Genomic DNA, 23184 nt, shown 5'->3' on the forward strand with positions numbered 1-23184 from the left:
TGTCCACAGGGGCGCGGTTGGCGATCAGGGGTGGCGGCGTCTAGAATGTCCACCGCAATCGGTTCGCCGATTGACTTCGCATGCGCTTCACGGGAAACCGTCGGTGGCCGCGTGGTCCCGCTCGTCGGGTGCCGCCACCGGGTGCATCAGGAACGGCCTCGCCCGCGCGAGGTCCCGTACGAACCACCGTGGGGCACAGTACCCACCCGAGAAAGTGGCGGACGCGAGCGTCCGCTGTGAAAGGAACGGCCATGGCCGTCGTCACCACCCGCCAGTTGCTGGAGTCGGGCGTCCACTTCGGACACCAGACCCGTCGTTGGAACCCCAAGATGAAGCGGTTCATCTTCGCCGAGCGCAATGGCATCTACATCATCGACCTGCAGCTCTCCCTGAGCTACATCGACAAGGCCTACGCCTTCGTCAAGTCCACCGTCTCGCGCGGCGGCCAGGTGCTGTTCGTCGGCACCAAGAAGCAGGCGCAGGAAGCGATCCAGGAGCAGGCCACCCGCGTCGGCATGCCCTTCGTGAACCAGCGCTGGCTCGGCGGCATGCTGACCAACTTCGGCACCGTCTCCAAGCGCATCCAGCGCCTCAAGGAGCTCGAGGTCATGGACTTCGAGAACGTCGCCGCCAGCGGCCTCACCAAGAAGGAACTGCTGCAGCTCGAGCGCGAGAAGATCAAGCTCGACAAGACCCTTGGTGGCATCCGGGACATGACCAAGACCCCGCAGGCGGTCTGGATCGTGGACACCAAGAAGGAGCACCTCGCCGTTGACGAGGCCCGCAAGCTGCGGATCCCCGTGGTCGGCATCCTCGACACCAACTGCGATCCCGACGAGGTCGACTACGCGGTCCCCGGCAACGACGACGCCATTCGTTCCGTCGCCCTGCTGACCCGCATCATCGCCGACGCCGTCGCCGCCGGCCTGATCGAGCGTTCCTCCGGCAAGTCCGGCGAGCAGGCCGAGGCCGAGCCCATGCCCGACTGGGAGCGCGAGCTGCTCGCCAAGTCCGAGGCCGAGGCCGCCGCCGCTGCTGAGGCTCCCGCTGCCGAGGCTCCCGCTGCCGAGGCTCCCGCCGCCGAGGCTCCTGCTGCTGAGGAGACTCCCGCCGAGGAGGCCAAGGCAGAGGAGGCCGCCGAGGCCGCCGAGGTCGTCGAGACCAAGCTCGCCGCCGAGGCGGACGTCGAGGCGGCCGAGGTCAAGGCCACCGAAGAGACCACCGAAACCAAGTAATCCTCCTACCCAGACGGGAACACTGACTGATGGCAATCACAGCCGCAGACGTTAAGAAGCTCCGCGACGCCACCGGCGCGGGCATGATGGACGCCAAGAACGCACTGGTCGAGGCCGAGGGTGACTACGACAAGGCCGTTGAGGTGCTGCGCGTCCACGGCCTGGCCAAGGCCGCCAAGCGTGCGGACCGTGAGGCCGCCAACGGCATCGTCGCGGGCAAGGACGGCGTCCTGATCCAGTTCGCCGCCGAGACCGACTTCGTCGCCAAGAACGCGGAGTTCGTGGGCCTGGCCGACCAGATCGTCGACGCGATCATCGCGCAGGGCGCCACCGACGTGGACTCCACCAACGCCGCCAAGCTCGCCTCCGGTGAGACCGTGGCCGACGCCGTCAAGGAACTGGGCGTCAAGATCGGGGAGAACATCTCCGTCGCCAAGGCCGCCCACTTCGACGGCACCACCCACCTGTACCTGCACCGCCGCGCCGCGGACCTGCCCCCGCAGGTCGGCGTGCTGGTGGAGTACACCGGTGGTGACGAGACCCTGGCCCACCAGGTGGCCATGCAGATCGCCTCCATGAGCCCGAGCTACGTCTCGCGCGACGACGTCCCCGCCGACGTCGTGGAGAACGAGCGTCGCATCGCCGAGGCCACGGCACGCGAGGAGGGCAAGCCCGAGGCTGCCATCTCCCGCATCGTCGAGGGTCGCGTGGGTGGCTACTTCAAGGACGTCGCGCTGCTGGACCAGCCGGCCGTCTGGGAGGACAAGAAGAGCGTCGGTGACCTGCTCAAGGCCGCCGGTGCCGAGGTGACGCGGTTCGCCCGCTTCGCCATCACCGCCTGAGTGCAACAACCCGGTGGCGTGTGCCGCGAGATCTCGCGGTACACGCCACCGTCTGCGTCCGGGGGTGTCCCCGGGACGATAGGCTGCAAACCGAACTGACCGCCACGAACCCCGAGGGGACCAATGACCAAGCAATACAAGCGGGTGCTGCTGAAGCTCTCGGGTGAAGTTTTCGGCGGGGGCAAGCTGGGCGTGGACCCGGAGACCCTCCGCAGCATCTCCAAGGAGATCGCCGACGTCGTGAACCGCGGCGTCCAGGTGGCCGTCGTGGTCGGCGGCGGCAACTACTTCCGCGGCGCCGAGCTGAGCCAGTCCGGCATCGCCCGCGACCGTGCCGACTACATGGGCATGCTCGGCACCGTAATGAACAGCATCGCGCTGTCCGACTTCCTCGAGAAGGAGGGGGTCAATACCCGCGTGCAGACCGCCATCACCATGGGACAGGTCGCAGAGCCCTACATCCCGCGCCGCGCGGAGCGCCACATGGAGAAGGGTCGCCTCGTCATCTTCGGCGCCGGCTCCGGCATGCCCTACTTCTCGACGGACACCGTCGCCGCCCAGCGTGCGCTGGAGATCGGCGCCGAGGTGCTCCTGATGGGCAAGCAGGGCGTCGACGGCGTCTACAACGCGGACCCCGTCAAGGACCCCTCCGCCACCAAGTTCGACCACCTCACCCACGACCAGTTCCTCTCCGAGGACCTGAAGGTCGCCGACGCCACCGCCATCGCGCTGGCCCGGGACAACGACCTGAACATCGTGTTCTTCAACCTCTCCGAGCCCGGCAACATCGCTCGCGTCGTCGACGGTGAACAGATCGGGACGCTCGTCACCCGCTGACCCCACAAAGGAAGGAGGGCGGTCGGACCATGATCGCCGAAACCCAGAAGGAAGCCCAGGGCAAGATGCAGCAGGCGGTGGACTTCGCCCGCGACGACCTCGCCACCATCCGCACCGGCCGGGCCCACCCCGCGATGTTCTCGTCCCTGCAGGCCGACTACTACGGTGCCCCCACCCCGCTGCAGCAGCTGGCCACCTTCACCTCGTCAGACCCGCGTTCCATGCTGATCACCCCCTTTGATCGCAGCGCCATCGCCGCCATCGAGAAGGCGATCCGCGACGCCGAGCTGGGCGTCAACCCGAGCAACGACGGCAACTCCATCCGCGTCGTCATGCCGGAACTCACGGCCGAGCGCCGCAAGGAGTACGTGAAGATGGCCAAGGCCAAGGCCGAGGAGGCCCGCGTCACGCTGCGCAACCTCCGCCGCCAGGCCATGGACCAGCTCAAGAAGCTCGAGAAGGACGGCGACATCAGCGAGGACGACCTCGCCCGCGCCGAGAAGGCGATGGACGCCTCCACCAAGAAGTTCGTGGAGAGCGTCGACGACCTCCTCAAGGCCAAGGAAGCCGAGCTCACCGAGATCTGATGCCCACCACAGTCGCGAGCGAACCCGCCTCCACGCCGAAGGGTGGCCGGAACCTGCCGGCCGCCATCGGCGTCGGCCTCGGGCTGATCGCGGCACTCGTGGTGGGGCTGGTGTGGGCGCATTGGTTCTTCGTCCTCCTCACGGCCGTCGCACTGTGCCTGGGTGCCGTCGAGGTGCACATGGCCCTGCAACGCAAGGGCATGCACTCGGCCATCGTGCCCATCGTGATCGGCACCGCGGTGAGCATCGTCGGCGGCTGGCTCGTCGCCCGCCTCGAGCTGATGGCGCCGTCCAACTTCATCGTCGTCTGTCTGGGCGCCACCCTGCTCGCCAGCTTCACCGCGAGACTGCGGGGCGGACCGGAGGGCTTCCTCCGCGACGCCGCGGCCTCGGCCCTGATCATCGCCTACATCCCGCTGCTGGGTGTGTTCGTCTCCCTCCTGATGGGGGAGGCCGACGGCGTGTTCCGGATCCTGGTCATCGTGTTGGCCGTGGTTGCCTCCGACACGGGCGCCTACACCTTTGGATCCCTCTTCGGCCGGCACAAGCTCGCCCCCCAGATCAGTCCCAGCAAGACCTGGGAGGGCGTTGTCGGCGGCGTCGCCACTGCCGCCGCCGTGGGGGTGGCCTCGGTGATGCTGTTCCTGGACGGTCCTTGGTGGCTGGGGCTGGTGCTGGGCGTCTCCTGTGCACTGGCGGGTACACTGGGCGATCTCGTCGAGTCGCTGATCAAGCGCGACGCCGGGATCAAGGACATGTCCAACTTCCTGCCCGGGCACGGTGGTGTCATGGACCGGCTCGACTCGCTGCTGGCCGCGGTCCCCGTCGGCTGGCTCGTACTACACCTCGCCCTGGGGGCCTGAAATGCCAACTCTCCTGCCACTGGTCTTCGAAGCACCGCGCCGCGGCAAGCCGCCGCGCCACTGGCTCGACCTGACCCCCGAGGAGCGCCGCGAGACCGCGGAGAAGCTCGGCCTGCCCAAATTCCGCGCGGACCAGATCTCCCGCCACGTCTTCGACCACCTCTCCGACGACCCGGCGGGCTGGTCCGACGTTCCGGCCGCCATCCGTGGCGACCTCGCCGAGCAGCTCTTCCCCTCCCTGCTGGAGCAGGTGACGCGACGCACCGCCGACAAGGGAGCCACCGTCAAGACGCTGTGGAAGCTGCACGACGGTTCCCTGTTGGAGTCCGTGCTGATGCGCTACCCCAACCGCTCCACCCTGTGCATCTCCTCCCAGGCCGGCTGCGGGATGGCCTGCCCGTTCTGCGCCACCGGCCAGGGAGGCCTCAAGCGCAACCTGTCGCAGGCCGAGATCACGGTGCAGGCCTTCGCCGCGAACCAGATGCTCGCCGCCGGTGAGGTGCCCGGCGCGACCGGCCGCCTGAACAACATCGTGTTCATGGGCATGGGGGAGCCGCTGGCCAACTACAAGGCCGTGATGGGCACCATCCGCACCCTGCTGGAGCCCTCCCCGAACGGCTTCGGGATGAGCGCCCGCGGCATCACGGTCTCCACCGTGGGGCTGGTGCCGCAGATCAACAAGCTCACCGAGGAGGGGCTCCCGCTGACCCTCGCGGTGTCGCTGCACGCCCCCGACGACGAACTGCGCGACGAGATCGTGCCGGTGAACAACCGCTGGAAGGTAGACGAGGTGGTGGACGCCGCCTGGGCCTACGCCCAGAAGACCAAGCGACGGGTCTCCATCGAGTACGCCATGATGCGTGACATCAATGACCAGGTGGAGCGCGCGAACCTGCTGGCCGACGTGCTGAAGCGGCGCGGCGACTGGGGTTGGGTGCACGTGAACCTGATCCCGCTGAACCCCACCCCGGGATCGAAGTGGACCGCGTCCCGCAAGGCCGACGAGCGCGCCTTCATCCAGACCTTGGAGCGCCGCGGTGTCCCGGTGACGCTCCGGGACACCCGCGGCAGCGAGATCGACGGTGCCTGCGGCCAGCTCGCGGCCACCGTCACGGCCGAGAGCGCCTGAGGCTCACTCCACCTTCAGCTCCCCCATCGGGGCCCAGCCGTCCCCGTCCACCTGCTTGGAGACGATCAACGGGGTGGCGGTCAGGTACTGGGGGAACTCGGCCTGCATCTTCCGGAAGTGGTCCGAGTTGACGTGCGGGCCGGCGCCGTCGTCGGTGAAGGCCTCCACCAGCACGTAGGTGTTGGGCTCCTTCACGCTGCGCGACCACTCGAACCAGAGGCAGCCGGGCTCGGCGAGGGTGGTCTCGGTGAACTCTCGGGAGATCTCGGGCCACTGGTCCGCGAACTCGGGCTTGATGGGGAACTTCACGTTGATCAGGTACATGCCTGTCCTTTCCTTCGGGGTCCTGCACACAGCCTGCCCGTACCGGAGGGCAACGGGAACTCCGATTCTCGCAAGGCAAGAACGCTCCTGCTGCACAATGGGGCGCAAACCATGCTCGACGAGGAGTGTTGATGTTGCGAGATGACGGCGTCCGGCCGGGGCAGATCGCGCGGGCCATCGCGGTGCTCGAGGCGGTGGCGGAGCACGGCAGCAGCACCGCACGCACCACCGCCGACGTCACCGGCATCCCGCTTCCCACGGTCTACCGGATCGCCCAGGAGCTCATCCGGGCCGAGTACCTGGTGCACCTCAAGGACGAGCAACGCTTCGCGCTCGGCTACCAGCTGCACCGGCTCGCGGTGGGCCTGCACGAGGACCTCGGCATCCCGAGGAGCGTCCGCGAGGAGGTGCGCTCCCTGCACGTGGACCTCGGGATGGCCGCCTACCTGGCCATCCATCGCGGGACCGAGTTCGTCGTCGCGTTCGTGGCCGACTCGCCCCGGTACCCGCGGCTGAGCCCGATGGGATTCGGTTTCCACGAGAGCCCACACGCCACGGCGTTCGGGAAGATGGGGCTGGGCTCGTTGCCGGCCGAGGAGCGTGACGCCTGGCTGGCGAACGGCGACCTGCGGGCCCACACCCCGCGCACCATCACCGACGCGGGGGTGCTGCGCAGCCAACTGGACGAGATCTCCGTGCGCGGCGTCGCGTGGGAGCACCAGGAGTTCCAGACCGGAACCGACTGCATGGCCGCCGCCATCAAGGCCGACGACGGCATGCTGATCGGCTCAGTGGCCGTGTCCGCACCCGTGGCCGCCTACGAGGGCCGCACCCGCCACGTCGAGGACCGCGTCCGGGCCTGCGCCTCCCGCGCCGGCCGCGCCTACCGGCTGGGAACCAGCCACTCCTGAGCCCGTTCTCATCCGGCGATAACGCCCGTTGCCGACGGCGCGCCGTCTTCCTAGGTTGTGGCCAAGACACTGGCAACGCAGCCGGAAGGAGATGCAATGGGCGCATCAGGAAGCGGTGAGGCAGTCAACGACGCCGAGGGGTCCGAGGAACTCAGGAACACCCTCGTCGCACTGGTCCGGGCGGCGTTCCCCCACGCCGCGGTGCCGGACACGGCCTACGAGCGGGCCGCCGCAACCGTGCAGGAACAGGCCGACGCGAGCACCTGGATGAGGGTGAAGCTCGCGCAGGGCCTGGACTCCCTGCAGGGCCTCACGGGCGGGACGTTCCACGAACTCACCCCGGAGGAGGCCCACCTGGTGCTGCTGCGCGTCCAGCACACCACCTTCTTCGGTTTCGTGCGCCAGACCGTGGTGGTGAACCTCTACGAGGACGAGGAGGTTTGGGAGGCACTCGGCTACGAGGGGCCGTCGTTCGACAAGGGCGGCTACATCGACAGGGGCTTCAATGACCTCGACTGGCTCCCCGAACCACGCATCGAGGAGTACGACGGCGAGCCGCTGCAGGAGGTGGTCTCCGACCTGCCCACGGCCGCGAGCACCCGCAGCACCAAGGGTGCCGCGGTCCCCGCAGGACAGAGCAAGGCCCGCTCCGGGCGCGTCGGCTCGGGAAGGAAGCGTTCATGAAGCACATCGAGCACGACACCGAGGCCGTGGTCATCATCGGTTCGGGTGCGGGCGGCGGCACCCTCGCCCACGAACTGACCAAGCAGGGCATCGAGTGCGTCGTCCTGGAGGCCGGGCCGTACCTGCGCAACGAGGACTACATGAACCTCGAGTGGGAGGCCTTCAACCAGATGGCCTGGACCGACACCCGCACCACCTCCGGCTCGTGGCGCATTCACAAGGACTTCCCAAACCTGCCGGCCTGGGTGGTCAAGGCCGTCGGCGGCACCACCACCCACTGGTCCGGTGCCACGCCCCGGTTCAAGGAGCACGAGTTCCGCACCCGCAGCGTCTACGGGCGCATCGACGGGGCCAACCTGCTGGACTGGCCCATCACCCTGGCGGAGCTCGAGCCCTACTACACGCGCGCCGAGGACGCCATCGGTTCCACCCACCGCGGTGGGCGGCCACCGCTGCCGGCCAACAACAACTACAAGGTGCTGGCCGCAGGTGCCGAGCAACTCGGCTACCGCTACTACGCCACCGGCCCCTACGGCACCAACGCCGCCCCCTACGACGGCCGGCCCGCCTCCATCCAGGACGGCTTCAACTTCCAGGGCGACAAGAACAAGTCCAAGTGGTCCACGATGGTGCGCGAGATCCCGCGGGCGCTGGACACCGGCCTGCTGGACCTGCGCCCCGACTCCCACGTTGCGCAGATCCTGCACGACCGCACCGGGCGGGTGAACGGCGTCATCTACCTGGACAAGGAGGGCAACCTCCACCGCCAGGCCGCCAAGGTGGTGTGCGTGGCGGGCAACTCCATCGAGACTCCGCGCCTGCTCCACCTGAGTTCGTCGTCGCTGTTCCCCGACGGCCTCGCCAACTCCTCGGGGCAGGTGGGGCGCAACTACATGCGCCACATGACCGCCAGCGTCTACGCCCAGTTCGACAAGCCCGTCCACATGTTCCGCGGCGAGACCATGGCCGGCGGAGAAGCTCTACCGCAGCGTCGGTGCCGTCGGCACGCATCGCACCCCGCCGTACCCGTCCACGCACAACCTGGGCACCTGCCGGATGAGCGAGCGGCCCGAGGACGGGGTGGTGGACAAGTGGGGCCGGGCGCACGACGTGCCGAACCTGTTCATCTCCGACGGTTCGCAGTTCACCACCGGCGCCGCGGCCAACCCGACGCTGACGATCGTGGCACTGGCCATCCGACAGGCCGAGTACCTCGCCGAGGCACTCAGGAAGGGTGAGGTCTGAGGTTCCCCCCAGAAAGCCGGTTCAGTCGTTCGACTCGTAGCCGGTGGGCCGGTGGCGCGGCTGGTCGGACGACCGGTTGCGCCGCCGGCCCTCGTACCTGCCCACCCGTGCGGCACCCTCGGGCTGCTGGAAGTCCGGGCCCTTGCGCGACTCGACCGCCTCGCCCCTGAACCGCGCCTTCAGCCTCTCGAGAAGGGTGGGCCTGCGGCTGCTGTGCGACGGCGGCGCCGGCTCGGGGCGGGTTGCCGGCTGGTAGTCCCCGATCACAACTCGCTGCTCCTGGGAGCGTTCGAACTGCGGTCCGCGGGGCCTTCGCTGCATGCCCCCAAGCCTACGTCGGCCTGGACCACATCATGGAAACTGGTCACCGGATGGGGAGATCCGGGGCAGGGAAGCTAGGATCGGCCTGTTTGTTGAAAAGCGCAAGGATTTGAGGAGAGCTATGGAAGAGCGGTTGCAGGGCATTTACGAGTCGGTCGTGGCCCGGAACCCCGGGGAGGCCGAGTTCCACCAGGCCGTCAAGGAGGTCTTCGACAGCCTCAAGCCAGTGGTCCGGAAGCACCCGGAACTCCTGGACTCCAAGATCCTCGAGCGCGTCTGCGAGCCCGAGCGCCAGATCATCTTCCGCGTCCCGTGGCTGGACGACAACAACCAGGTCCAGGTCAACCGTGGATTCCGCGTCGAGTTCAACTCCGCGCTCGGCCCCTACAAGGGCGGCCTGCGGTTCCACCCGTCGGTCTACCTCGGCATCATCAAGTTCCTCGGCTTCGAGCAGATCTTCAAGAACTCCCTCACCGGCCTGCCCATCGGCGGCGGCAAGGGCGGCTCGGACTTCGACCCACGCGGCCGCTCGGACAACGAGGTCATGCGCTTCTGCCAGTCCTTCATGACCGAGCTGTACCGCCACCTGGGCGAGTACACCGACGTGCCCGCCGGTGACATCGGCGTCGGCGGCCGCGAGATCGGCTACATGTTCGGCCAGTACAAGCGCATCACCAACCGCTACGAGTCCGGCGTCCTCACCGGCAAGGGCCTCGACTGGGGAGGCTCCCTGGTCCGCAAGGAGGCCACCGGCTACGGCACCGTCGTGTTCGCGGACCAGATGCTCAAGACCAAGGGCCAGAGCTTCGACGGCAAGCGCGTGTCCGTCTCCGGCTCCGGCAACGTCGCCATCTACGCCATCGAGAAGGTCCACCAGCTCGGCGGCAAGGTGATCGCGTTCTCCGACTCCGGCGGCTACGTCGTCGACGAGAACGGCGTGGACCTCGAACTGCTGCAGCAGGTCAAGGAGGTGGAGCGCGGCCGCGTCTCCGACTACGTCGCCCGCCGCCCCGGCGCCGAACTGGCCACCGAGGGCAGCATCTGGGACCTCCCCGTCGACGTCGCCCTGCCGTGCGCCACGCAGAACGAGCTCGACGGCGCCAACGCCGCCACCCTGATCAAGAACGGCGTCATCGCCGTCGCCGAGGGCGCCAACATGCCCACCACCCCGGAGGGCATCGGCCACTTCCAGGAGGCCGGCATCCTCTACGGCCCCGGCAAGGCGGCCAACGCCGGTGGCGTGGCCACCTCCGCCCTGGAGATGCAGCAGAACGCCATGCGGGACTCTTGGGACTTCGAGTACACCGAGGAGCGCCTCACCAAGATCATGGAGCGCATCCACGACGACTGTGCCGAGACCGCCGACGAGTACGGAGACCCGGGCAACTACGTGATGGGCGCCAACATCGGTGGCTTCCGCAAGGTGGCCAACGCCATGGAGGCATTCGGCGTGGTCTGATCCCACCCAGCGGTGTTTCTCGCCCCCTTGGACCCGGTCCGAGGGGGCGAGCGTCGTCTTGTCCCGCGTGAGAGACTGAGACGGTGCGCAGAATCGTCCTCCTAGGCAGTACCGGCTCCATCGGTTCCCAGACCCTCGACGTCATCAGGACCCGCCGTGACGAGTTCGACGTCGTCGCCCTGGCGGCCTCCGGGGGCAACATCGCGGAGCTGGCGCGCCAGGTCATCGAGTTCGCACCTGCGACGGTGGCGCTGGCCAAGGCCACCGCCGGCCGGGAACTGCAGCAGGCCCTCTACGCCGAGGCCTCCCAACGCGGCTGGGCCACGGGGGACTACCAACTGCCCAAGATCCTCCTCGGACCGGACGCGGCCACCCAACTGGCCGCGAGCGAGTGCGACCTCGTCCTCAACGCCATCACCGGCGCCGCCGGCCTGCAGCCCACCCTCGCCTGCCTGGAGGCCGGCACCACCCTCGCCCTGGCCAACAAGGAGTCCCTCGTGATCGGCGGCCGCCTGGTCACCGGGGCCGCCGCACCGGGCCAGATCATCGCCGTCGACTCCGAGCACTCCGCCTTCGCGCAGGCCCTGCGCGGGGGCCGCCGCGACGAGGTGCGCCGCCTCGTGCTAACCGCCTCGGGCGGACCGTTCCGCGGCCGCACGCGTGCCGAACTGGAGGATGTGCGCCCCGAGGACGCCATGGCCCACCCCACCTGGAACATGGGCCGCGTCATCACCATCAACTCCGCCACCCTCGTCAACAAGGGCCTCGAACTGCTCGAGGCGGCGCTGCTCTACGACGTGGCCCTCGACGACGTCGTCGTGACGGTCCACCCGCAGTCCGTGGTCCACTCCATGGTGGAGTTCTGCGACGGCTCCACCATCGCCCAGGCCTCCCCGCCGGACATGCGGCTGCCCATCGGGCTGGCCCTGACCTGGCCCGCGCGCCTGCCCGACGCCGCCGCGCCGTGCGACTGGACCACGGCCGCCACCTGGACCTTCGAGCCGCTGGACGACCAGACGTTCCCGGCCGTGGAACTCGCGCGCCGCGCCGGCAAGGCCGCCGGCACCGCGCCGGCCGTCTACAACGCCGCCAACGAGGCCTGCGTGGACGCCTTCTGCGAGGGCCGCCTGCGCTTCCCCGAGATCGTCGACGTGATCACCGACTGCCTGGACGAGCACCTCGCAGCCGGCCATGTCGCAGACCCCGAGCTCAGTGTCGAGGCCGTCCTGGCCGCCGACGCCTGGGGCCGCGCCCGCGCCGCCGAACTGGTGGGGGAGCGCGCATGACCACCCTCACCATCATCGGCCTGGCGGTCCTGTTCTTCGCCCTGATCATGGCCTCCATCGCGCTGCACGAGGTGGGCCACATGGTGCCCGCCAAGCTGTTCGGCGTGAAGGTCACCCAGTACTTCGTCGGCTTCGGCAAGACGCTGTGGTCCCGCAAGAAGGGGGAGACCGAGTACGGCATCAAGGCCATCCCCCTGGGCGGCTTCGTGCGCCTGATCGGGATGTACCCGCCGGAGCGCTCCCAGGACAAGCCCAAGGGCTGGCTGACCCGGATGGCCGACGAGGCCCGCAGCTTCGAGTACGAGGAGATCACCCCCGCCGACGAAGGGCGACTGCTCTACCAGAAGCCGGTGTGGCAGCGGGTGATCGTGATGTTCGGCGGGCCTGCCATGAACATCCTGCTGGCCTTCGGGATCTTCTTCGGCATCAACGCCATCCACGGCACCTACCAGCCCACCCTCGAGGTGGCCCACGTCAGCGACTGCGTCATCCCGCAGGGCCGCGAACCCGCCGCGTGCCTGGACACCGACCCGCCCACCCCCGCCGCCGAGGCCGGCATCGAGGTGGGCGACGTCCTGGTCTCCTTCAACGGGCACCCCCTGACCGACTGGACCCAGATGGGTGACCTGATCCGCGCCAACCGCGACGGTGAGGCCACGGTCGTCGTCGAACGCGACGGCCAGGAGATCACCCTCCCCACCGTCAACACCGTCCTGCACCACGTCCAGGACCGGCTGGATCCCACCACCTACGTGGAGGCCGGCTTCCTCGGGGTCTCACCCACCAACGAGCTCACCAAGGCCGGTCCCGTCGCCACCGTCGTGCAGATGTGGGACATGACCAAGATGTCCGTGGTGGCCCTGGTGGACTTCCCGGTGCGGGTCTGGAACGTCGGCGCGGACCTGGTCACCGGCCAACCCCGCGACGTCAACAGCCCCATCTCCATCGTCGGGGCCAGCCGCGTGGCCGGCGAGATCGGTGCGGCCGACGAGATCCCGGCCGCCGACCGCGTGGCCAGCTGGATGTCCCTGCTGGGCAGCGTCAACCTCTTCGTCGCCCTGCTCAACCTGGTCCCGCTGCCGCCGTTGGACGGCGGCCACATCGCCGCCGCCCTCTACGACGGCGTGCGCCGGACCTGGGCGAAGCTGCGGGGCCGCCCGAGGCCCGCCCCGGCGGACACCGCCAAGCTGCTCCCCGTCGTGTACGTGGTGGGCGGATTCCTGCTCCTCGGCGGCGCCGTGCTGATCCTCGCCGACATCATCAGCCCGATCCAGCTCTTCTGATTCACTCCCTCCGGAACTGGTGGGTATTCTGGGGGCCATGTCCGTGAGTCTTGGAATGCCCGCTGCCCCCGCACCGACACTTGCCCCCCGTCGCAAGACTCGCAAGATCAAGGTGGGCTCCACCTTCGTCGGCGGTGACGCACCCATCTCGGTGCAGTCGATGACCACCACCAAGACCACTGACATCAACGGCACCCTGCAGCAGATCGCCGAGCTCACCGCCACCGGCTGTGACATCGTGCGCGTGGCCGTCCCCAGCCAGGACGACGCCGACGTGCTGCACATCATCGCCAAGAAGTCCCAGATCCCCGTGATCGCCGACATCCACTTCCAGCCGCGCTACGTGTTCGCCGCCATCGACGCCGGGTGCGCCGCCGTGCGCGTGAACCCCGGCAACATCAAGCAGTTCGACGACAAGGTGGCCGAGATCGCCAAGGCCGCCAGCGACGCGGGCGTCTCCCTGCGCATCGGCGTCAACGCCGGCTCCCTGGACAAGCGCCTGCTCGCCAAGTACGGCTCCCCGACGCCCGAGGCTCTCGTCGAGTCCGCCATGTGGGAGGCCTCCCTGTTCGAGGAGGTCGGGTTCCGGGACTTCAAGATCTCGGTCAAGCACAACGACCCGGTGGTGATGGTCCGCGCCTACGAGATGCTCAGCGAGCAGTGCGACTACCCGCTCCACCTCGGTGTCACCGAGGCCGGCCCCGCCTTCCAGGGCACCATCAAGTCCTCCGTCGCGTTCGGCGCGCTCCTCAGCCAGGGCATCGGCGACACCATCCGCGTGTCCCTGTCCGCCCCGCCGGCCGAGGAGGTCAAGGTGGGCCTGAAGATCCTCGAGTCCCTCAACCTGCGCCCCCGCAAGCTGGACATCGTCTCCTGCCCCTCCTGCGGCCGCGCCCAGGTGGACGTGTACTCGCTCGCGGAGAAGGTCACCAAGGGCCTCGAGGGCATGGAGGCACCGCTGCGCGTGGCCGTCATGGGTTGCGTCGTCAACGGCCCCGGTGAGGCCCGGGAGGCCGACCTGGGTGTCGCCTCCGGCAACGGCAAGGGCCAGATCTTCGTCAAGGGCGAGGTGATCAAGACCGTTCCCGAGGCCGAGATCGTCGAGACCCTCCTCGTCGAGGCCCGTCGCCTCGCTGCAGAGATGGGTGAGGTCGGTGCGCCCGAGGTCTCGGTCTCCTGAGATGACGGCCGGCCTGAGGCCGCTCGGGCCCGACGACCTCCACGAGGTGGAGGCCCTCCTGGCACAGCGCCCGGTGGAGAACCTGTTCCTTGCGGCGAAGATCGCGCAGTACGGCATCGACCGCCGCCGCGTCGGCAAGATCCACGGGTTCGAGCGCGAGGGCAGGCTGACCGCCCTGTGCCTCGACGGAGGCACCATCTTCCCGGCCGGGTTCGACCCGGACGCCGTCCCCGCCTTCGTCCGTGCGTTGGGACCCTCCCGCACTGCCGCCTCCATCCTCGGCCCCAGCATGACGGCCCTCGGGCTCTACGTCGGCCTGATCGAGCGCTGGCCGGGCGCCTGGGGCAAGGTGTCCAACGTGCGGCAGCGCCAACCCCTGATGGTGCTGGACCGTCCGCCATCTGCCGATGGTGACGAGCGGGTCCGGCTGCTCAGCACCCGCGAGTACGAGTCCTACCTGGCGGCGTCGGTGCACATGTACACCGAGGAGATCGGCAGCTCACCGTTCAAGTACGGCGGCGGCTACGAGCGCTACGTCAAGGAACGCCTCCAGCAGGGCGACGCCTACGGCATCGTGGAGCAGGGCGAGGTGGTCTTCAAGGCGGACCTGGGCCCCAAGCTCGGCAACCAGGCACAGCTCCAGGGCGTCTGGGTCCACCCGCACCGACGCGGCGAGGGACTCTCCGTGCCGGCGCTGGCGGCCATGCTCCGGCTGGTGATGCAGCGGTTCCCGCTGGTCTCGCTCTACGTCAACGACTTCAACACCCCCGCCATCCGCGCCTACGAGCGGCTCGGGTTCCGCACGGTCGGTGCGCTTGCCACCGTGCACTACTGAGTGCAAGAGCAGTCCCCGGGCTGAAGTAGAGTTGCCCCCGTGATCGCCAGACTCTCCAACCTCTTCGTACGCACCCTCCGTGACGACCCGGCCGACGCCGAGGTCCCCAGCCACCGCTGGCTGGTCCGCGCCGGCTACATCCGCCGGGTGGCCCCGGGCATCTACTCGTGGCTGCCGCTGGGGCTGAAGGTGTTGCAGAAGGTGGAGGCGATCGTCCGCGAGGAGATGGACGCCATCGGCGCGCAGGAGGTGCACCTGCCCGCCCTGCTGCCCCGCGAACCCTACGAGGCCACCAACCGCTGGACCGACTATGGCGACAACCTGTTCCGGCTCGTTGACCGCAAGGGCACCGACATGCTGCTCGGCCCCACCCACGAGGAGATGTTCACGCTCCTGGTGAAGGACCTGTACAACTCGTACAAGGACCTGCCGCTCTCGCTCTACCAGATCCAGACGAAGTACCGCGACGAGGCCCGTCCCCGCGCCGGGCTGCTCCGCGGCCGCGAGTTCGTGATGAAGGACTCCTACTCCTTCGACGTCGACGACGCCGGCCTCGACGCCAGCTACCAGGCCCACCGCGGCGCCTACATCCGCATCTTCGAGCGCCTCGGCCTCGACTACGTCATCGTCTCGGCGATGGCCGGCGCCATGGGCGGCTCCCGCTCCGAGGAGTTCCTGGCCGTGGCCGCCAACGGCGAGGACACGTTCGTGCGCTCCGAGGGCGGCTACGCGGCCAACGTCGAGGCCGTCCGGGTGGCCGCACCCGAGGCGCTGTCCGTGGCCGACGCACCCGCCATGGCCACCGTCGCCACGCCCGGTGCGGGCAGCATCGCCGCCGTGGTGGAGCTCCTGAACGCGGAGCACGCCCGTCCCGAGGGCTGGAGTGCCGCCGACACCCTGAAGAACGTGCTGTTCCTGGTCACCGAGCCGAACGGCGAGACCCACCCGCTGGCGCTCGGCCTGCCCGGCGACCGTGAGGTGGACGCCAAGCGCCTCGAGGCCGCCCTCGAGCCGGCCGTGGCACAGCCCTTCACCGCGGATGACTTCGAGAAGTACCCCGACCTCAAGGTCGGCTTCATCTCGCCCGTCAGCCTCGACGGCACCCGCGTGCTGGGCGAGGAGTCCGTCACCGGCATCCGCTACCTGACCGACCCCCGCGTCGTGGAGGGCACCCACTGGGTGACCGGCGCGAACGTCGTCGACGAGCACCTCAGCGGTGTCACCGTGGGCCGTGACTTCACCGCCGACGGCACTCTCGACGTCGCCGACGTGCGCGAGGGGGACCCTGCGCCCGACGGCTCCGGCCCCATGACATTGGCCCGCGGCATCGAGATGGGGCACATCTTCCAGCTCGGCCGCCGCTACGCCGAGGCCATGGGCCTCAAGGTGCTCGACCGCAACGGCAAACTGGTCACCGTCACGATGGGCTCCTACGGCGTGGGCGTCTCCCGCGCCGTGGCCGCCGTCGCAGAGGCCACCGCCGACGACAAGGGCCTCAGCTGGCCCTTCGCGCTGGCCCCGTACCAGGTGCAGGTCCTCGCCACCGGCAAGGACGCCACAGTCTTCGAGGAGGCCGAACGGATCGCCGCCGCCCTGTCCGAGCAGGGGCTCGACGTACTCGTGGACGACAGGAAGGCCAGCCCGGGCGTGAAGTTCGCCGACGCCGAGATCATGGGCATGCCCATCACTGTCGTCGTCGGCCGTGGCCTCGCCGACGGCGTGGTGGAGGTCCGCAACCGCGCCACGGGCGAGCGCAACGAAGTGGCGGTGGGCGCCGCAGTGGACGCGGTTCTCGAACTGGCGCGCGCCAAGCAGGCCTGAGGCGCCAGCTGCCCTGAGGTGCGAGGAACGAGCCTCGCGCCTCAGGGAAACTGAAAAAGCCGGCTCAGACCCGCGCCCACCCCGGCCAGTGGGGGAGCGGGCCGCCCCAGGACTGCACCCGGGGCACCTGCCGCAGCATCGGGGCCACCCACCGGTCCCCCTCGGGACCGGAGGCCACCAGCCGCGCCAGGGCGTCCAGGACTCCCTCCTCCAGTAGCGCGAGTCCGGCCCTGACCTCCTCGGCGGTGGCCATCGCGTTGGGCAGCTCGTAGGCCACCTCCTGCTCCGGGGACTCGCCCTCGACTGCGGCACGCAGGTCGTTCCGGAGCTGGCGCGCGCTCGCCAACCGGGTGGCGGCGGCGTCGCGGGTGTCCCCGTCGGACAGGCGCCCGAGGCCCACCTCCAAACCGTGCAGCAGGGCCCAGACGTGGCTCAGCGCCACCAGCAGGGAACCCTCGAAGGTGGTCTCGGGGAATCTGATGGGCTCTCCCTCGCCGGGGACCGGTGGCAGGCTGCGGTTCCGCAGGCCCGCGGCCGCAGCGGCCAACGAGGCGTGCAGCAGTCGCTCGGGCTGCGTGCCTGCCGCGCCCACGAGGCCGGTGAACAGTTCGACGCCGTCGCCCAGCAGCGCCTCGAGGGCGGCGTCGAAGTCGGCGGGGGCGGCGTCGGGGGCCGGTGGGGTGGTGAACACGGGTTCGGCCTCGGGCACCAGCGGGTCCGCCGAGTCCAGCCGCGCCAAGTGGACCTGGGCCTGCACCGTCGCTGCGGCCGCCCACTCGGCTTCCGCCTCCGGTGCCGTTGCGAGCAGGGCCAGCACCTCCGTCGTCCACGCCGCGGCGCGGGCCGCACCCGGTGCCTGGACCGGATCGGTGGGGGTGGGGGAGAAGGGGGCGGACGGACCACCTGTCACGACGGGGCTCGGGGCGCAGCCCGCCAACGCCACCCCGGGAAGGGCTCCGAACAGCGCAAGGACGCCTCGACGGGTGGAAAGCATGTGCTGAACCCTACCGGCGTCGTATGCTGGGTGGTCACCACAATCAGGTCATACAACCGAATCGGAGAATCCCCCATGCAAGAAAGCCAGCTCACCGAACTGGTCGAGCCGATCCTGTCCGAGCACGGACTCGAACTCGACGGCCTCGACGTCACGCCCGTTGGCAAGCGGAAGCTTCTCCGGATCACCGTCGACGGGGACGGCCCCGCGGGCCGTGGCCCGCTGCTCGACGACATCTCCGCCGCCTCCGCCCGGATCTCCGCAGCCCTGGACGACAGCACCGCCGTCGGCCAGGCGCCGTTCACGCTCGAGGTGACCAGCCGTGGCGTCAGCAAGCCGCTGGTGGAGGACAAGCACTACCGCCGCAACCTGCACCGCCTCGTCAGGCTCTGGCTGGCAGAGCGTGAGGTCGAGGGCCGCATCATGGGCGTCGAGGAAGGCACCGTGACACTGGACGTGAAGGGCCAGACCCGTGACTTCGCCATCGCCGACATCAACAAGGCAGTGGTCCAGGTGGAGATGAACCCGCCCAAGGAATTCCGCAACGATTCCGACGACGCCGACAAGGAGGCCTGAGCCATGGACGTCGATCTCGCAGCCCTGCGCGCCATCGAGCGTGACAAGGAAGTCCCGATGGACTACCTCATCAAGACCCTCGAGGACGCGCTCCTCAACGCCTACAACAAGACCGACCACCCCCTGCGCGGCGTGAAGGTGGAGGTGGACCGCAAGACCGGCAAGGTCTCGGTCCTCGCCCCCGAGTTCGACGACGACGACGAGGTGGTGGGCTACTACGACGACACCCCCGAGGACTTCGGCCGCGTCGCCGCCGCCACCGCCCGACAGGTGATCTTCCAGCGCCTCCGCGAGGCCGAGGACGACCAGAAGTTCGGCCACTTCTCCGGCTCCGAGGGCGACATCCTCGTCGGGGTCATCCAGGCCGACCGCGACTCCCGGGCCGTGCGGGTCGACCTCGGCGCGCTGGAGGCGATCATGCCCCAGGCCGAGCAGGTCCCCGGCGAGGACTACTCCCACGGCCGCCGCATCCGCGTCTACGTCGTCGCCGTCAGGCGTGAACTGCGCGGCCCGCAGGTGGTGGTCTCGCGCACCCACCCGAACCTGGTCCGCAAGCTGTTCGCGATGGAGGTCCCCGAGATCGGGTCCGGCGTCGTCGAGATCAAGGAGATCGCGCGCGAGGCCGGCCACCGCACCAAGATCGCGGTGATGAGCAACGACCCGAACATCTCCGCCAAGGGCGCCTGCATCGGCCCGATGGGCCAGCGTGTGCGGGCCGTTACTAATGAGCTCGGCGAGGAGAAGATCGACATCGTCGACTGGTCCGAGGACCCGACGAGGTTCGTGGCGGCCGCGCTGTCCCCGGCCAAGGTGATGTCCGTCGACGTAGTCGACGAGTCGGCGCGAGCGTGCCGTGCCGTCGTCCCCGACTACCAGCTCTCGCTGGCCATCGGCCGGGAGGGCCAGAACGCCCGCCTGGCGGCCCGGCTGACCGGTTGGCGCATCGACATCCAGCCTGACACCCAGCCCCAGAACTGAGGCGCACCCGGCGGCGGATCCGGCTCCTCCGGACCCGCCGCCAGGGAATCGATTGGGTAACGATGCGGTAAATTTCCCCTGAGTGGCCCGGCGTTGGGCCTAGTCTGACGCCCATGCCAGACGCGAGCACGTCATCCCCGCTGGTCCAGGTCCACGGGGTGAACAAGTACTACGGCGAGCACCACGTCCTCAAGGACATCGACATGGAGGTGTCCAAGGGCGAGGTGGTGATCGTCATCGGACCATCCGGTTCCGGGAAGTCGACGCTGTGCCGCGCCATCAACCGGTTGGAGACGATCGACTCCGGCGACATCATCATCGACGGGAGACGCCTGCCCGAGGAGGGCAAACAGCTCGCGCAGTTGCGCAGCGAGGTGGGCATGGTGTTCCAGGCCTTCAACCTGTTCGCGCACAAGACCGTCCTGGAGAACGTCACGCTGGCGCCCATCAAGGTGAAGAAGGTGCCCAAGCAGGAGGCGGAGAAGCGGGCGATGGAGCTCCTGACCCGCGTCGGGGTCCAGGACCACGCGCACAAGCTGCCGTCCCAGCTCTCCGGTGGCCAGCAGCAGCGCGTCGCCATCGCTCGGACCCTGGCGATGGACCCCAAGCTGATGCTGCTCGACGAACCCACCAGCGCGCTCGACCCGGAGATGATCAACGAGGTCCTCGACGTCATGGTGGCGCTGGCGCACTCCGGCATGACCATGATCGTGGTCACCCATGAGATGGGCTTCGCCCGCAAGGCTGCGGACCGCGTCGTCTTCATGGCCGACGGCGCCATCGTCGAGGAGGCGCCGCCCGAGACGTTCTTCACCAACCCGTCCTCCCACAGGGCCCAGGACTTCCTGTCCAAGATCCTGCACTGAATGCAGACCAACCAGAAATGAGGAGAAACATGAAGCCCAACAAGCTCGCAGCCGCCGCGGTGGCGGCCCTCGCGATCCCCGCCCTCGCCGCGTGTGGTGGCGACGGCGCGGCCGAGAACGACTTCCCCGAGGGCTCGACCATGGCCGAACTCGCCTCGGCCCAGTCGATCACCATCGGGACCAAGTTCGACCAGCCGCTGTTCGGGCTCGCCGGCCCCAGTGGTGACCCGGAGGGCTTCGACATCGAGATCGGCAAGCTGATCGCCGAGGCGCTCGGGATCCCCGAGGACAAGATCGAATGGACCGAGACGGTCTCCCAGAACCGTGAGCCGTTCATCGAGAACGGCACCGTGGACATCGTCATCGCCACCTACACCATCAACGACACCCGCAAGGAGGTCGTCGACTTCGCAGGGCCGTACTACATCGCGGGCCAGAGCTTCCTCGTCCCGGCGGGCAACCCCGACGGTATCGCCGGTCCCGAGACGCTCGGTGACGTGACGGTGTGCACCGTCACCGGATCCACCTCGGAGACGAACGTGCGCGAGTACACCGACAACGTCATCACCGTCGACAAGTACTCCGACTGCCTCGAGCCCATCCGGACCGGTGAGGCACAGGCCCTGACCACCGACAACGTGATCCTCGCCGGTCTCGTGGACCAGAGCGGCGACGAGTTCGAGGTGGTCTCCGAGACCTTCACCGAGGAGCCCTACGGCATCGGCCTGACGCTCGGCGACGACGAGTTCCGCACGTTCATCAACGACACCCTCGAGGCGGCCTACGAGGACGGCTCCTGGGCCGAGGCCTGGGAGAACACGGCCGGTACCGTGCTGGACACCCCCGAGCCCCCGGCAGTCGACCGCTACTGACCCGCGCAGCTGACCTGCACTGAGACGGAAGGCACCCATGGACGCCGTGTTCGGCAACCTCGACAGCTACTGGCTGGGGCTGCGGATGACCCTGGAGTTGTTGGTCGTCGGCGGCCTGGGTGCCTCCGTCATCGGTGTGGTGATCGCGTTCCTGCGGATCTCACCCATCCCGAGCCTGCGCTGGATCGCCACCGGCTACACCGAGCTGGTGCGCAACACCCCGCTGACGCTGGTGTTCTTCTTCATCATCGTCGTGCTGCCCTCACTGGAACTCGGGGTGCACTCCACGCTCGGTGCCTACATCGCGCTGTCGGTGTACCACTCGGCGTTCGTCGCCGAGGCGCTGCGCTCCGGGATCAACGGCGTCCCCGTGGGCCAGGCGGAGGCGGCCCGCTCAGTCGGCCTCAACTTCATGCAGACGGTGACCCTCGTGGTGTTCCCGCAGGCCATGCGGATGGTGGTGCCACCGCTGATCAACGTGTTCATCGCGCTCACCAAGAACACCTCCGTGGCGGGCGGCTTCCTGGTGGTGGAGCTGTTCGCCATCTCCAAGACCCTCTCCAACGCCCACGGCAACGCCGTCATCCCCATCCTGCTGGGGATCGCGTTCTGCTACCTGGTCATCACCATTCCGCTCGGCCAGGTGGCCGCGCGGATCGAGAAGCGAGTGGCGGTGCTGCGATGAGCAACAAGGCGACCGTCCTCTACGAGGCACCGGGCCCACGCGCCCGCTTGCTGTCACGGGCCTTCTCCATCGTCACCGCCGTGGTAGTGGTCGGAGGCCTCGCCTGGTTCATCTACCGGCTCGGCCAGCCCCGCACCACGGTCAACGGCGCCGTGCTCCCGGGGCTCTGGGCCCCGGAGCGGTGGGACATCTTCCTCGAGGGCACCGAGGTGTGGCACGCCCTGCTGTGGCGCGGGCTGGTCATGGGCACCCTCAGCGCCGCCGGCCTTGCGGCCGTGCTCGCGATCCTGTTCGGGGTGTTGCTCTGCTTCGCACGCACCGCGCCCCAGAAGTGGATCCGGGTTCCCGCGGCCATCCTGCTCGAGTTCTTCCGCGGCATGCCGGTGCTGCTGATGATGCTGTTCATCCTGCTGGCACTGGCCACCAGCGGCTACTGGGCAGTGGTGGGTGCGCTGACCGTCTACAACGGGGCCATCATCGGGGAGGCGCTGCGCGCCGGGCTGCAGGCGCTGCCGAAGGGACAGCGGGAAGCCGGACTCTCCCTGGGGCTGACCGACTTCACCACGCGGATCATCATCGAGTTCCCGCAGGCGTTCCGCCAGATGCTGCCCATCATCGTCGCGCAGCTTGTGGTCCTGCTGAAGGACACCTCCCTGGCCTACGTCGTCGCCTATCCCGAGATCCTGCGCATCAGCCAGCAATTGAAGGACTACTACGGCTCCACCACGTACTCCTTCTCGATCTTCCTGGTCACGTTGGGCATCTACCTCGTGGTCAACTTCGCGCTCTCGGCACTCGCCCGCTGGATCGCGGCCCGGTCGGGGCCGAAGGCCGGTGCCCACGTGACCGGTGGCGGCGACCTCAGCCTGGCGGCCCAGGGAGTCACGGAGGATCCGTCGCTCGTTGACGACGGCAGGGCGCAGTAGCGGCGTAGTCTGGGAGCGTGACTCCCCAACGCACCTGCCTCGGCTGTCGTCGAACCGATGACCAGGACCGGCTCCTCCGAATGGTCCGGGTGGGGGACGAGGTGGTCGACGCCACCCGCCCACGGCTGCCGGGACGCGGCGCCTACCTCCACCCGGAGGCCACGTGCGTGGAGAACGCATTGAAGCGCAACGCGCTGCGCAGGGCGTTCCGGGCAGCGGTGAAACCGGACGCCGCTCTCGCCGAACAGCTGGCCGCGATGGCGCCCGGCTGGATTCGGGGCCCCTCGGGGGAGTAGACTGCACGATGGCCGTGCGCTGAATCGTGCGCTGGCCGCATCGCTGAATGCCGACGATCCGCGTCGGCACGAACCAGAAAGTGGGCTAACGCTCATGACCACTCGATGAGTACCCAACGATGAGCAAGTCAACAAACTAACTGGTCCGG

The 23184-nt window shown here is 68.8% G+C and carries 25 protein-coding genes and 1 pseudogene; 23 read left to right on the forward strand and 3 right to left on the reverse strand.

Annotated features, from left to right (window positions below; all coding sequences use genetic code 11):
* Positions 1 to 251 precede the first annotated feature (251 nt).
* The 6 genes from rpsB (at position 252) to rlmN (ending at position 5493) form a co-directional block, all read left to right on the forward strand.
* Positions 252 to 1235 carry a 30S ribosomal protein S2 gene (rpsB, locus tag ACYU7G_RS16485; protein WP_461109844.1) on the forward strand — a complete coding sequence of 328 codons (984 nt, stop codon included), beginning with the start codon at positions 252 to 254 and terminating at the stop codon, positions 1233 to 1235.
* A 29-nt stretch (positions 1236 to 1264) separates the two neighbouring features.
* Positions 1265 to 2077 carry a translation elongation factor Ts gene (gene tsf, locus ACYU7G_RS16490; protein WP_461109846.1) on the forward strand — a complete coding sequence of 271 codons (813 nt, stop codon included), beginning with the start codon at positions 1265 to 1267 and terminating at the stop codon, positions 2075 to 2077.
* Between the two features lie 123 nt (positions 2078 to 2200).
* Positions 2201 to 2914 carry a UMP kinase gene (pyrH, locus tag ACYU7G_RS16495; protein ID WP_461109848.1) on the forward strand — a complete coding sequence of 238 codons (714 nt, stop codon included), beginning with the start codon at positions 2201 to 2203 and terminating at the stop codon, positions 2912 to 2914.
* 29 nt (positions 2915 to 2943) lie between these two features.
* Positions 2944 to 3501 carry a ribosome recycling factor gene (frr, locus tag ACYU7G_RS16500; RefSeq protein WP_461109850.1) on the forward strand — a complete coding sequence of 186 codons (558 nt, stop codon included), beginning with the start codon at positions 2944 to 2946 and terminating at the stop codon, positions 3499 to 3501.
* A complete protein-coding gene (locus ACYU7G_RS16505; protein ID WP_461109852.1) occupies positions 3501 to 4364 on the forward strand; it encodes a phosphatidate cytidylyltransferase in 864 nt (287 codons plus the stop codon). Before frr ends, ACYU7G_RS16505 begins: the two co-directional genes overlap by 1 nt.
* 1 nt (position 4365) lies before the next feature.
* Complete coding sequence (rlmN, locus tag ACYU7G_RS16510) at positions 4366 to 5493, forward strand: dual-specificity RNA methyltransferase RlmN (RefSeq protein WP_461109854.1); 1128 nt, start codon at positions 4366 to 4368, stop codon at positions 5491 to 5493.
* Between the two features lie 3 nt (positions 5494 to 5496).
* Here the strand turns inward: rlmN and ACYU7G_RS16515 are convergent, their stop codons facing one another.
* A complete protein-coding gene (locus tag ACYU7G_RS16515; RefSeq protein ID WP_461109856.1) occupies positions 5497 to 5817 on the reverse strand; it encodes a putative quinol monooxygenase in 321 nt (106 codons plus the stop codon).
* A gap of 131 nt (positions 5818 to 5948) precedes the next feature.
* Here ACYU7G_RS16515 and ACYU7G_RS16520 point away from each other — a divergent pair, with 131 nt between their 5' ends.
* The 4 genes and pseudogenes from ACYU7G_RS16520 to ACYU7G_RS16535 all read left to right on the forward strand — a co-directional run bounded on the left by ACYU7G_RS16520 (position 5949) and on the right by ACYU7G_RS16535 (position 8657).
* Entirely contained in the window at positions 5949 to 6728 is a 780-nt protein-coding gene (locus ACYU7G_RS16520; RefSeq protein ID WP_461109858.1) for an IclR family transcriptional regulator, read from the forward strand.
* A 96-nt stretch (positions 6729 to 6824) separates the two neighbouring features.
* Positions 6825 to 7412: a hypothetical protein gene (locus tag ACYU7G_RS16525; RefSeq protein WP_461109860.1), complete on the forward strand. Its 588-nt coding sequence runs from the start codon at positions 6825 to 6827 to the stop codon at positions 7410 to 7412.
* Positions 7409 to 8305, forward strand: a pseudogene (locus ACYU7G_RS16530) (GMC family oxidoreductase N-terminal domain-containing protein); the annotation flags it as partial. The gene ACYU7G_RS16525 and the pseudogene ACYU7G_RS16530, both read left to right, overlap by 4 nt.
* A gap of 163 nt (positions 8306 to 8468) precedes the next feature.
* On the forward strand, positions 8469 to 8657 hold the full coding sequence (locus ACYU7G_RS16535) for a GMC oxidoreductase (protein WP_461109862.1): 189 nt from the start codon (positions 8469 to 8471) through the stop codon (positions 8655 to 8657).
* Positions 8658 to 8678: 21 nt separating this feature from the next.
* On the opposite strand, the gene ACYU7G_RS16540 is transcribed toward ACYU7G_RS16535, so the two are convergent.
* Entirely contained in the window at positions 8679 to 8978 is a 300-nt protein-coding gene (locus ACYU7G_RS16540) for a hypothetical protein (RefSeq protein ID WP_461109864.1), read from the reverse strand.
* Positions 8979 to 9099: 121 nt separating this feature from the next.
* On the opposite strand from ACYU7G_RS16540, the gene gdhA reads away from it, so the two are divergent.
* From gdhA to ACYU7G_RS16570, 6 genes are all read left to right on the forward strand, one after another.
* The gene (gdhA, locus tag ACYU7G_RS16545) at positions 9100 to 10437 is read left to right on the forward strand and encodes an NADP-specific glutamate dehydrogenase (RefSeq protein ID WP_461109866.1); all 1338 of its coding nucleotides are present in this window, start codon (positions 9100 to 9102) and stop codon (positions 10435 to 10437) included.
* Between the two features lie 83 nt (positions 10438 to 10520).
* A complete protein-coding gene (dxr, locus tag ACYU7G_RS16550) occupies positions 10521 to 11723 on the forward strand; it encodes a 1-deoxy-D-xylulose-5-phosphate reductoisomerase (protein WP_461109868.1) in 1203 nt (400 codons plus the stop codon).
* Positions 11720 to 13006, forward strand: a complete 1287-nt coding sequence (locus tag ACYU7G_RS16555) for a M50 family metallopeptidase (protein WP_461109870.1) — start codon at positions 11720 to 11722, stop codon at positions 13004 to 13006. Before dxr ends, ACYU7G_RS16555 begins: the two co-directional genes overlap by 4 nt.
* Before the next feature lie 37 nt (positions 13007 to 13043).
* A complete protein-coding gene (gene ispG, locus ACYU7G_RS16560) occupies positions 13044 to 14186 on the forward strand; it encodes a flavodoxin-dependent (E)-4-hydroxy-3-methylbut-2-enyl-diphosphate synthase (RefSeq protein WP_461109872.1) in 1143 nt (380 codons plus the stop codon).
* Position 14187: 1 nt separating this feature from the next.
* A complete protein-coding gene (locus tag ACYU7G_RS16565) occupies positions 14188 to 15021 on the forward strand; it encodes a GNAT family N-acetyltransferase (protein ID WP_461109874.1) in 834 nt (277 codons plus the stop codon).
* 39 nt (positions 15022 to 15060) lie between these two features.
* Positions 15061 to 16842 carry a proline--tRNA ligase gene (locus ACYU7G_RS16570; RefSeq protein ID WP_461109876.1) on the forward strand — a complete coding sequence of 594 codons (1782 nt, stop codon included), beginning with the start codon at positions 15061 to 15063 and terminating at the stop codon, positions 16840 to 16842.
* 64 nt (positions 16843 to 16906) lie between these two features.
* Here the strand turns inward: ACYU7G_RS16570 and ACYU7G_RS16575 are convergent, their stop codons facing one another.
* On the reverse strand, positions 16907 to 17836 hold the full coding sequence (locus ACYU7G_RS16575) for a DUF4439 domain-containing protein (RefSeq protein WP_461109878.1): 930 nt from the start codon (positions 17834 to 17836) through the stop codon (positions 16907 to 16909).
* Positions 17837 to 17911: 75 nt separating this feature from the next.
* Between ACYU7G_RS16575 and rimP the strand changes: the two genes are divergently transcribed.
* The 7 genes from rimP (at position 17912) to ACYU7G_RS16610 (ending at position 23035) form a co-directional block, all read left to right on the forward strand.
* The gene (gene rimP, locus ACYU7G_RS16580) at positions 17912 to 18412 is read left to right on the forward strand and encodes a ribosome maturation factor RimP (protein ID WP_461109880.1); all 501 of its coding nucleotides are present in this window, start codon (positions 17912 to 17914) and stop codon (positions 18410 to 18412) included.
* A 3-nt stretch (positions 18413 to 18415) separates the two neighbouring features.
* Positions 18416 to 19390, forward strand: coding sequence for a transcription termination factor NusA (gene nusA, locus ACYU7G_RS16585; RefSeq protein WP_461109882.1), 975 nt, complete (start codon positions 18416 to 18418; stop codon positions 19388 to 19390).
* Positions 19391 to 19503: 113 nt separating this feature from the next.
* Positions 19504 to 20256: an amino acid ABC transporter ATP-binding protein gene (locus ACYU7G_RS16590; protein WP_461109884.1), complete on the forward strand. Its 753-nt coding sequence runs from the start codon at positions 19504 to 19506 to the stop codon at positions 20254 to 20256.
* A 29-nt stretch (positions 20257 to 20285) separates the two neighbouring features.
* Positions 20286 to 21128: a glutamate ABC transporter substrate-binding protein gene (locus tag ACYU7G_RS16595; protein ID WP_461109886.1), complete on the forward strand. Its 843-nt coding sequence runs from the start codon at positions 20286 to 20288 to the stop codon at positions 21126 to 21128.
* Between the two features lie 37 nt (positions 21129 to 21165).
* On the forward strand, positions 21166 to 21813 hold the full coding sequence (locus ACYU7G_RS16600; RefSeq protein ID WP_461109888.1) for an amino acid ABC transporter permease: 648 nt from the start codon (positions 21166 to 21168) through the stop codon (positions 21811 to 21813).
* Positions 21810 to 22739: an amino acid ABC transporter permease gene (locus ACYU7G_RS16605; protein WP_461109890.1), complete on the forward strand. Its 930-nt coding sequence runs from the start codon at positions 21810 to 21812 to the stop codon at positions 22737 to 22739. The genes ACYU7G_RS16600 and ACYU7G_RS16605 overlap by 4 nt, the downstream gene beginning before the upstream one ends.
* 17 nt (positions 22740 to 22756) lie before the next feature.
* Positions 22757 to 23035: a YlxR family protein gene (locus ACYU7G_RS16610; protein WP_461109892.1), complete on the forward strand. Its 279-nt coding sequence runs from the start codon at positions 22757 to 22759 to the stop codon at positions 23033 to 23035.
* Positions 23036 to 23184: the final 149 nt, after the last annotated feature.

It is taken from the genome of Tessaracoccus terricola, assembly GCF_054776555.1.

Coding starts and splice junctions, on each gene's coding strand:
- rpsB (WP_461109844.1), top strand. CDS start 252: ATGGCCGTCGTCACCACCCGCCAGTTGCTGGAGTCGGGCGTCCACTTC.
- tsf (WP_461109846.1), top strand. CDS start 1,265: ATGGCAATCACAGCCGCAGACGTTAAGAAGCTCCGCGACGCCACCGGC.
- pyrH (WP_461109848.1), top strand. CDS start 2,201: ATGACCAAGCAATACAAGCGGGTGCTGCTGAAGCTCTCGGGTGAAGTT.
- frr (WP_461109850.1), top strand. CDS start 2,944: ATGATCGCCGAAACCCAGAAGGAAGCCCAGGGCAAGATGCAGCAGGCG.
- ACYU7G_RS16505 (WP_461109852.1), top strand. CDS start 3,501: ATGCCCACCACAGTCGCGAGCGAACCCGCCTCCACGCCGAAGGGTGGC.
- rlmN (WP_461109854.1), top strand. CDS start 4,366: ATGCCAACTCTCCTGCCACTGGTCTTCGAAGCACCGCGCCGCGGCAAG.
- ACYU7G_RS16515 (WP_461109856.1), bottom strand. CDS start 5,817: ATGTACCTGATCAACGTGAAGTTCCCCATCAAGCCCGAGTTCGCGGAC.
- ACYU7G_RS16520 (WP_461109858.1), top strand. CDS start 5,949: ATGTTGCGAGATGACGGCGTCCGGCCGGGGCAGATCGCGCGGGCCATC.
- ACYU7G_RS16525 (WP_461109860.1), top strand. CDS start 6,825: ATGGGCGCATCAGGAAGCGGTGAGGCAGTCAACGACGCCGAGGGGTCC.
- ACYU7G_RS16535 (WP_461109862.1), top strand. CDS start 8,469: ATGAGCGAGCGGCCCGAGGACGGGGTGGTGGACAAGTGGGGCCGGGCG.
- ACYU7G_RS16540 (WP_461109864.1), bottom strand. CDS start 8,978: ATGCAGCGAAGGCCCCGCGGACCGCAGTTCGAACGCTCCCAGGAGCAG.
- gdhA (WP_461109866.1), top strand. CDS start 9,100: ATGGAAGAGCGGTTGCAGGGCATTTACGAGTCGGTCGTGGCCCGGAAC.
- ACYU7G_RS16555 (WP_461109870.1), top strand. CDS start 11,720: ATGACCACCCTCACCATCATCGGCCTGGCGGTCCTGTTCTTCGCCCTG.
- ispG (WP_461109872.1), top strand. CDS start 13,044: ATGTCCGTGAGTCTTGGAATGCCCGCTGCCCCCGCACCGACACTTGCC.
- ACYU7G_RS16565 (WP_461109874.1), top strand. CDS start 14,188: ATGACGGCCGGCCTGAGGCCGCTCGGGCCCGACGACCTCCACGAGGTG.
- ACYU7G_RS16575 (WP_461109878.1), bottom strand. CDS start 17,836: ATGCTTTCCACCCGTCGAGGCGTCCTTGCGCTGTTCGGAGCCCTTCCC.
- rimP (WP_461109880.1), top strand. CDS start 17,912: ATGCAAGAAAGCCAGCTCACCGAACTGGTCGAGCCGATCCTGTCCGAG.
- nusA (WP_461109882.1), top strand. CDS start 18,416: ATGGACGTCGATCTCGCAGCCCTGCGCGCCATCGAGCGTGACAAGGAA.
- ACYU7G_RS16590 (WP_461109884.1), top strand. CDS start 19,504: ATGCCAGACGCGAGCACGTCATCCCCGCTGGTCCAGGTCCACGGGGTG.
- ACYU7G_RS16595 (WP_461109886.1), top strand. CDS start 20,286: ATGAAGCCCAACAAGCTCGCAGCCGCCGCGGTGGCGGCCCTCGCGATC.
- ACYU7G_RS16600 (WP_461109888.1), top strand. CDS start 21,166: ATGGACGCCGTGTTCGGCAACCTCGACAGCTACTGGCTGGGGCTGCGG.
- ACYU7G_RS16605 (WP_461109890.1), top strand. CDS start 21,810: ATGAGCAACAAGGCGACCGTCCTCTACGAGGCACCGGGCCCACGCGCC.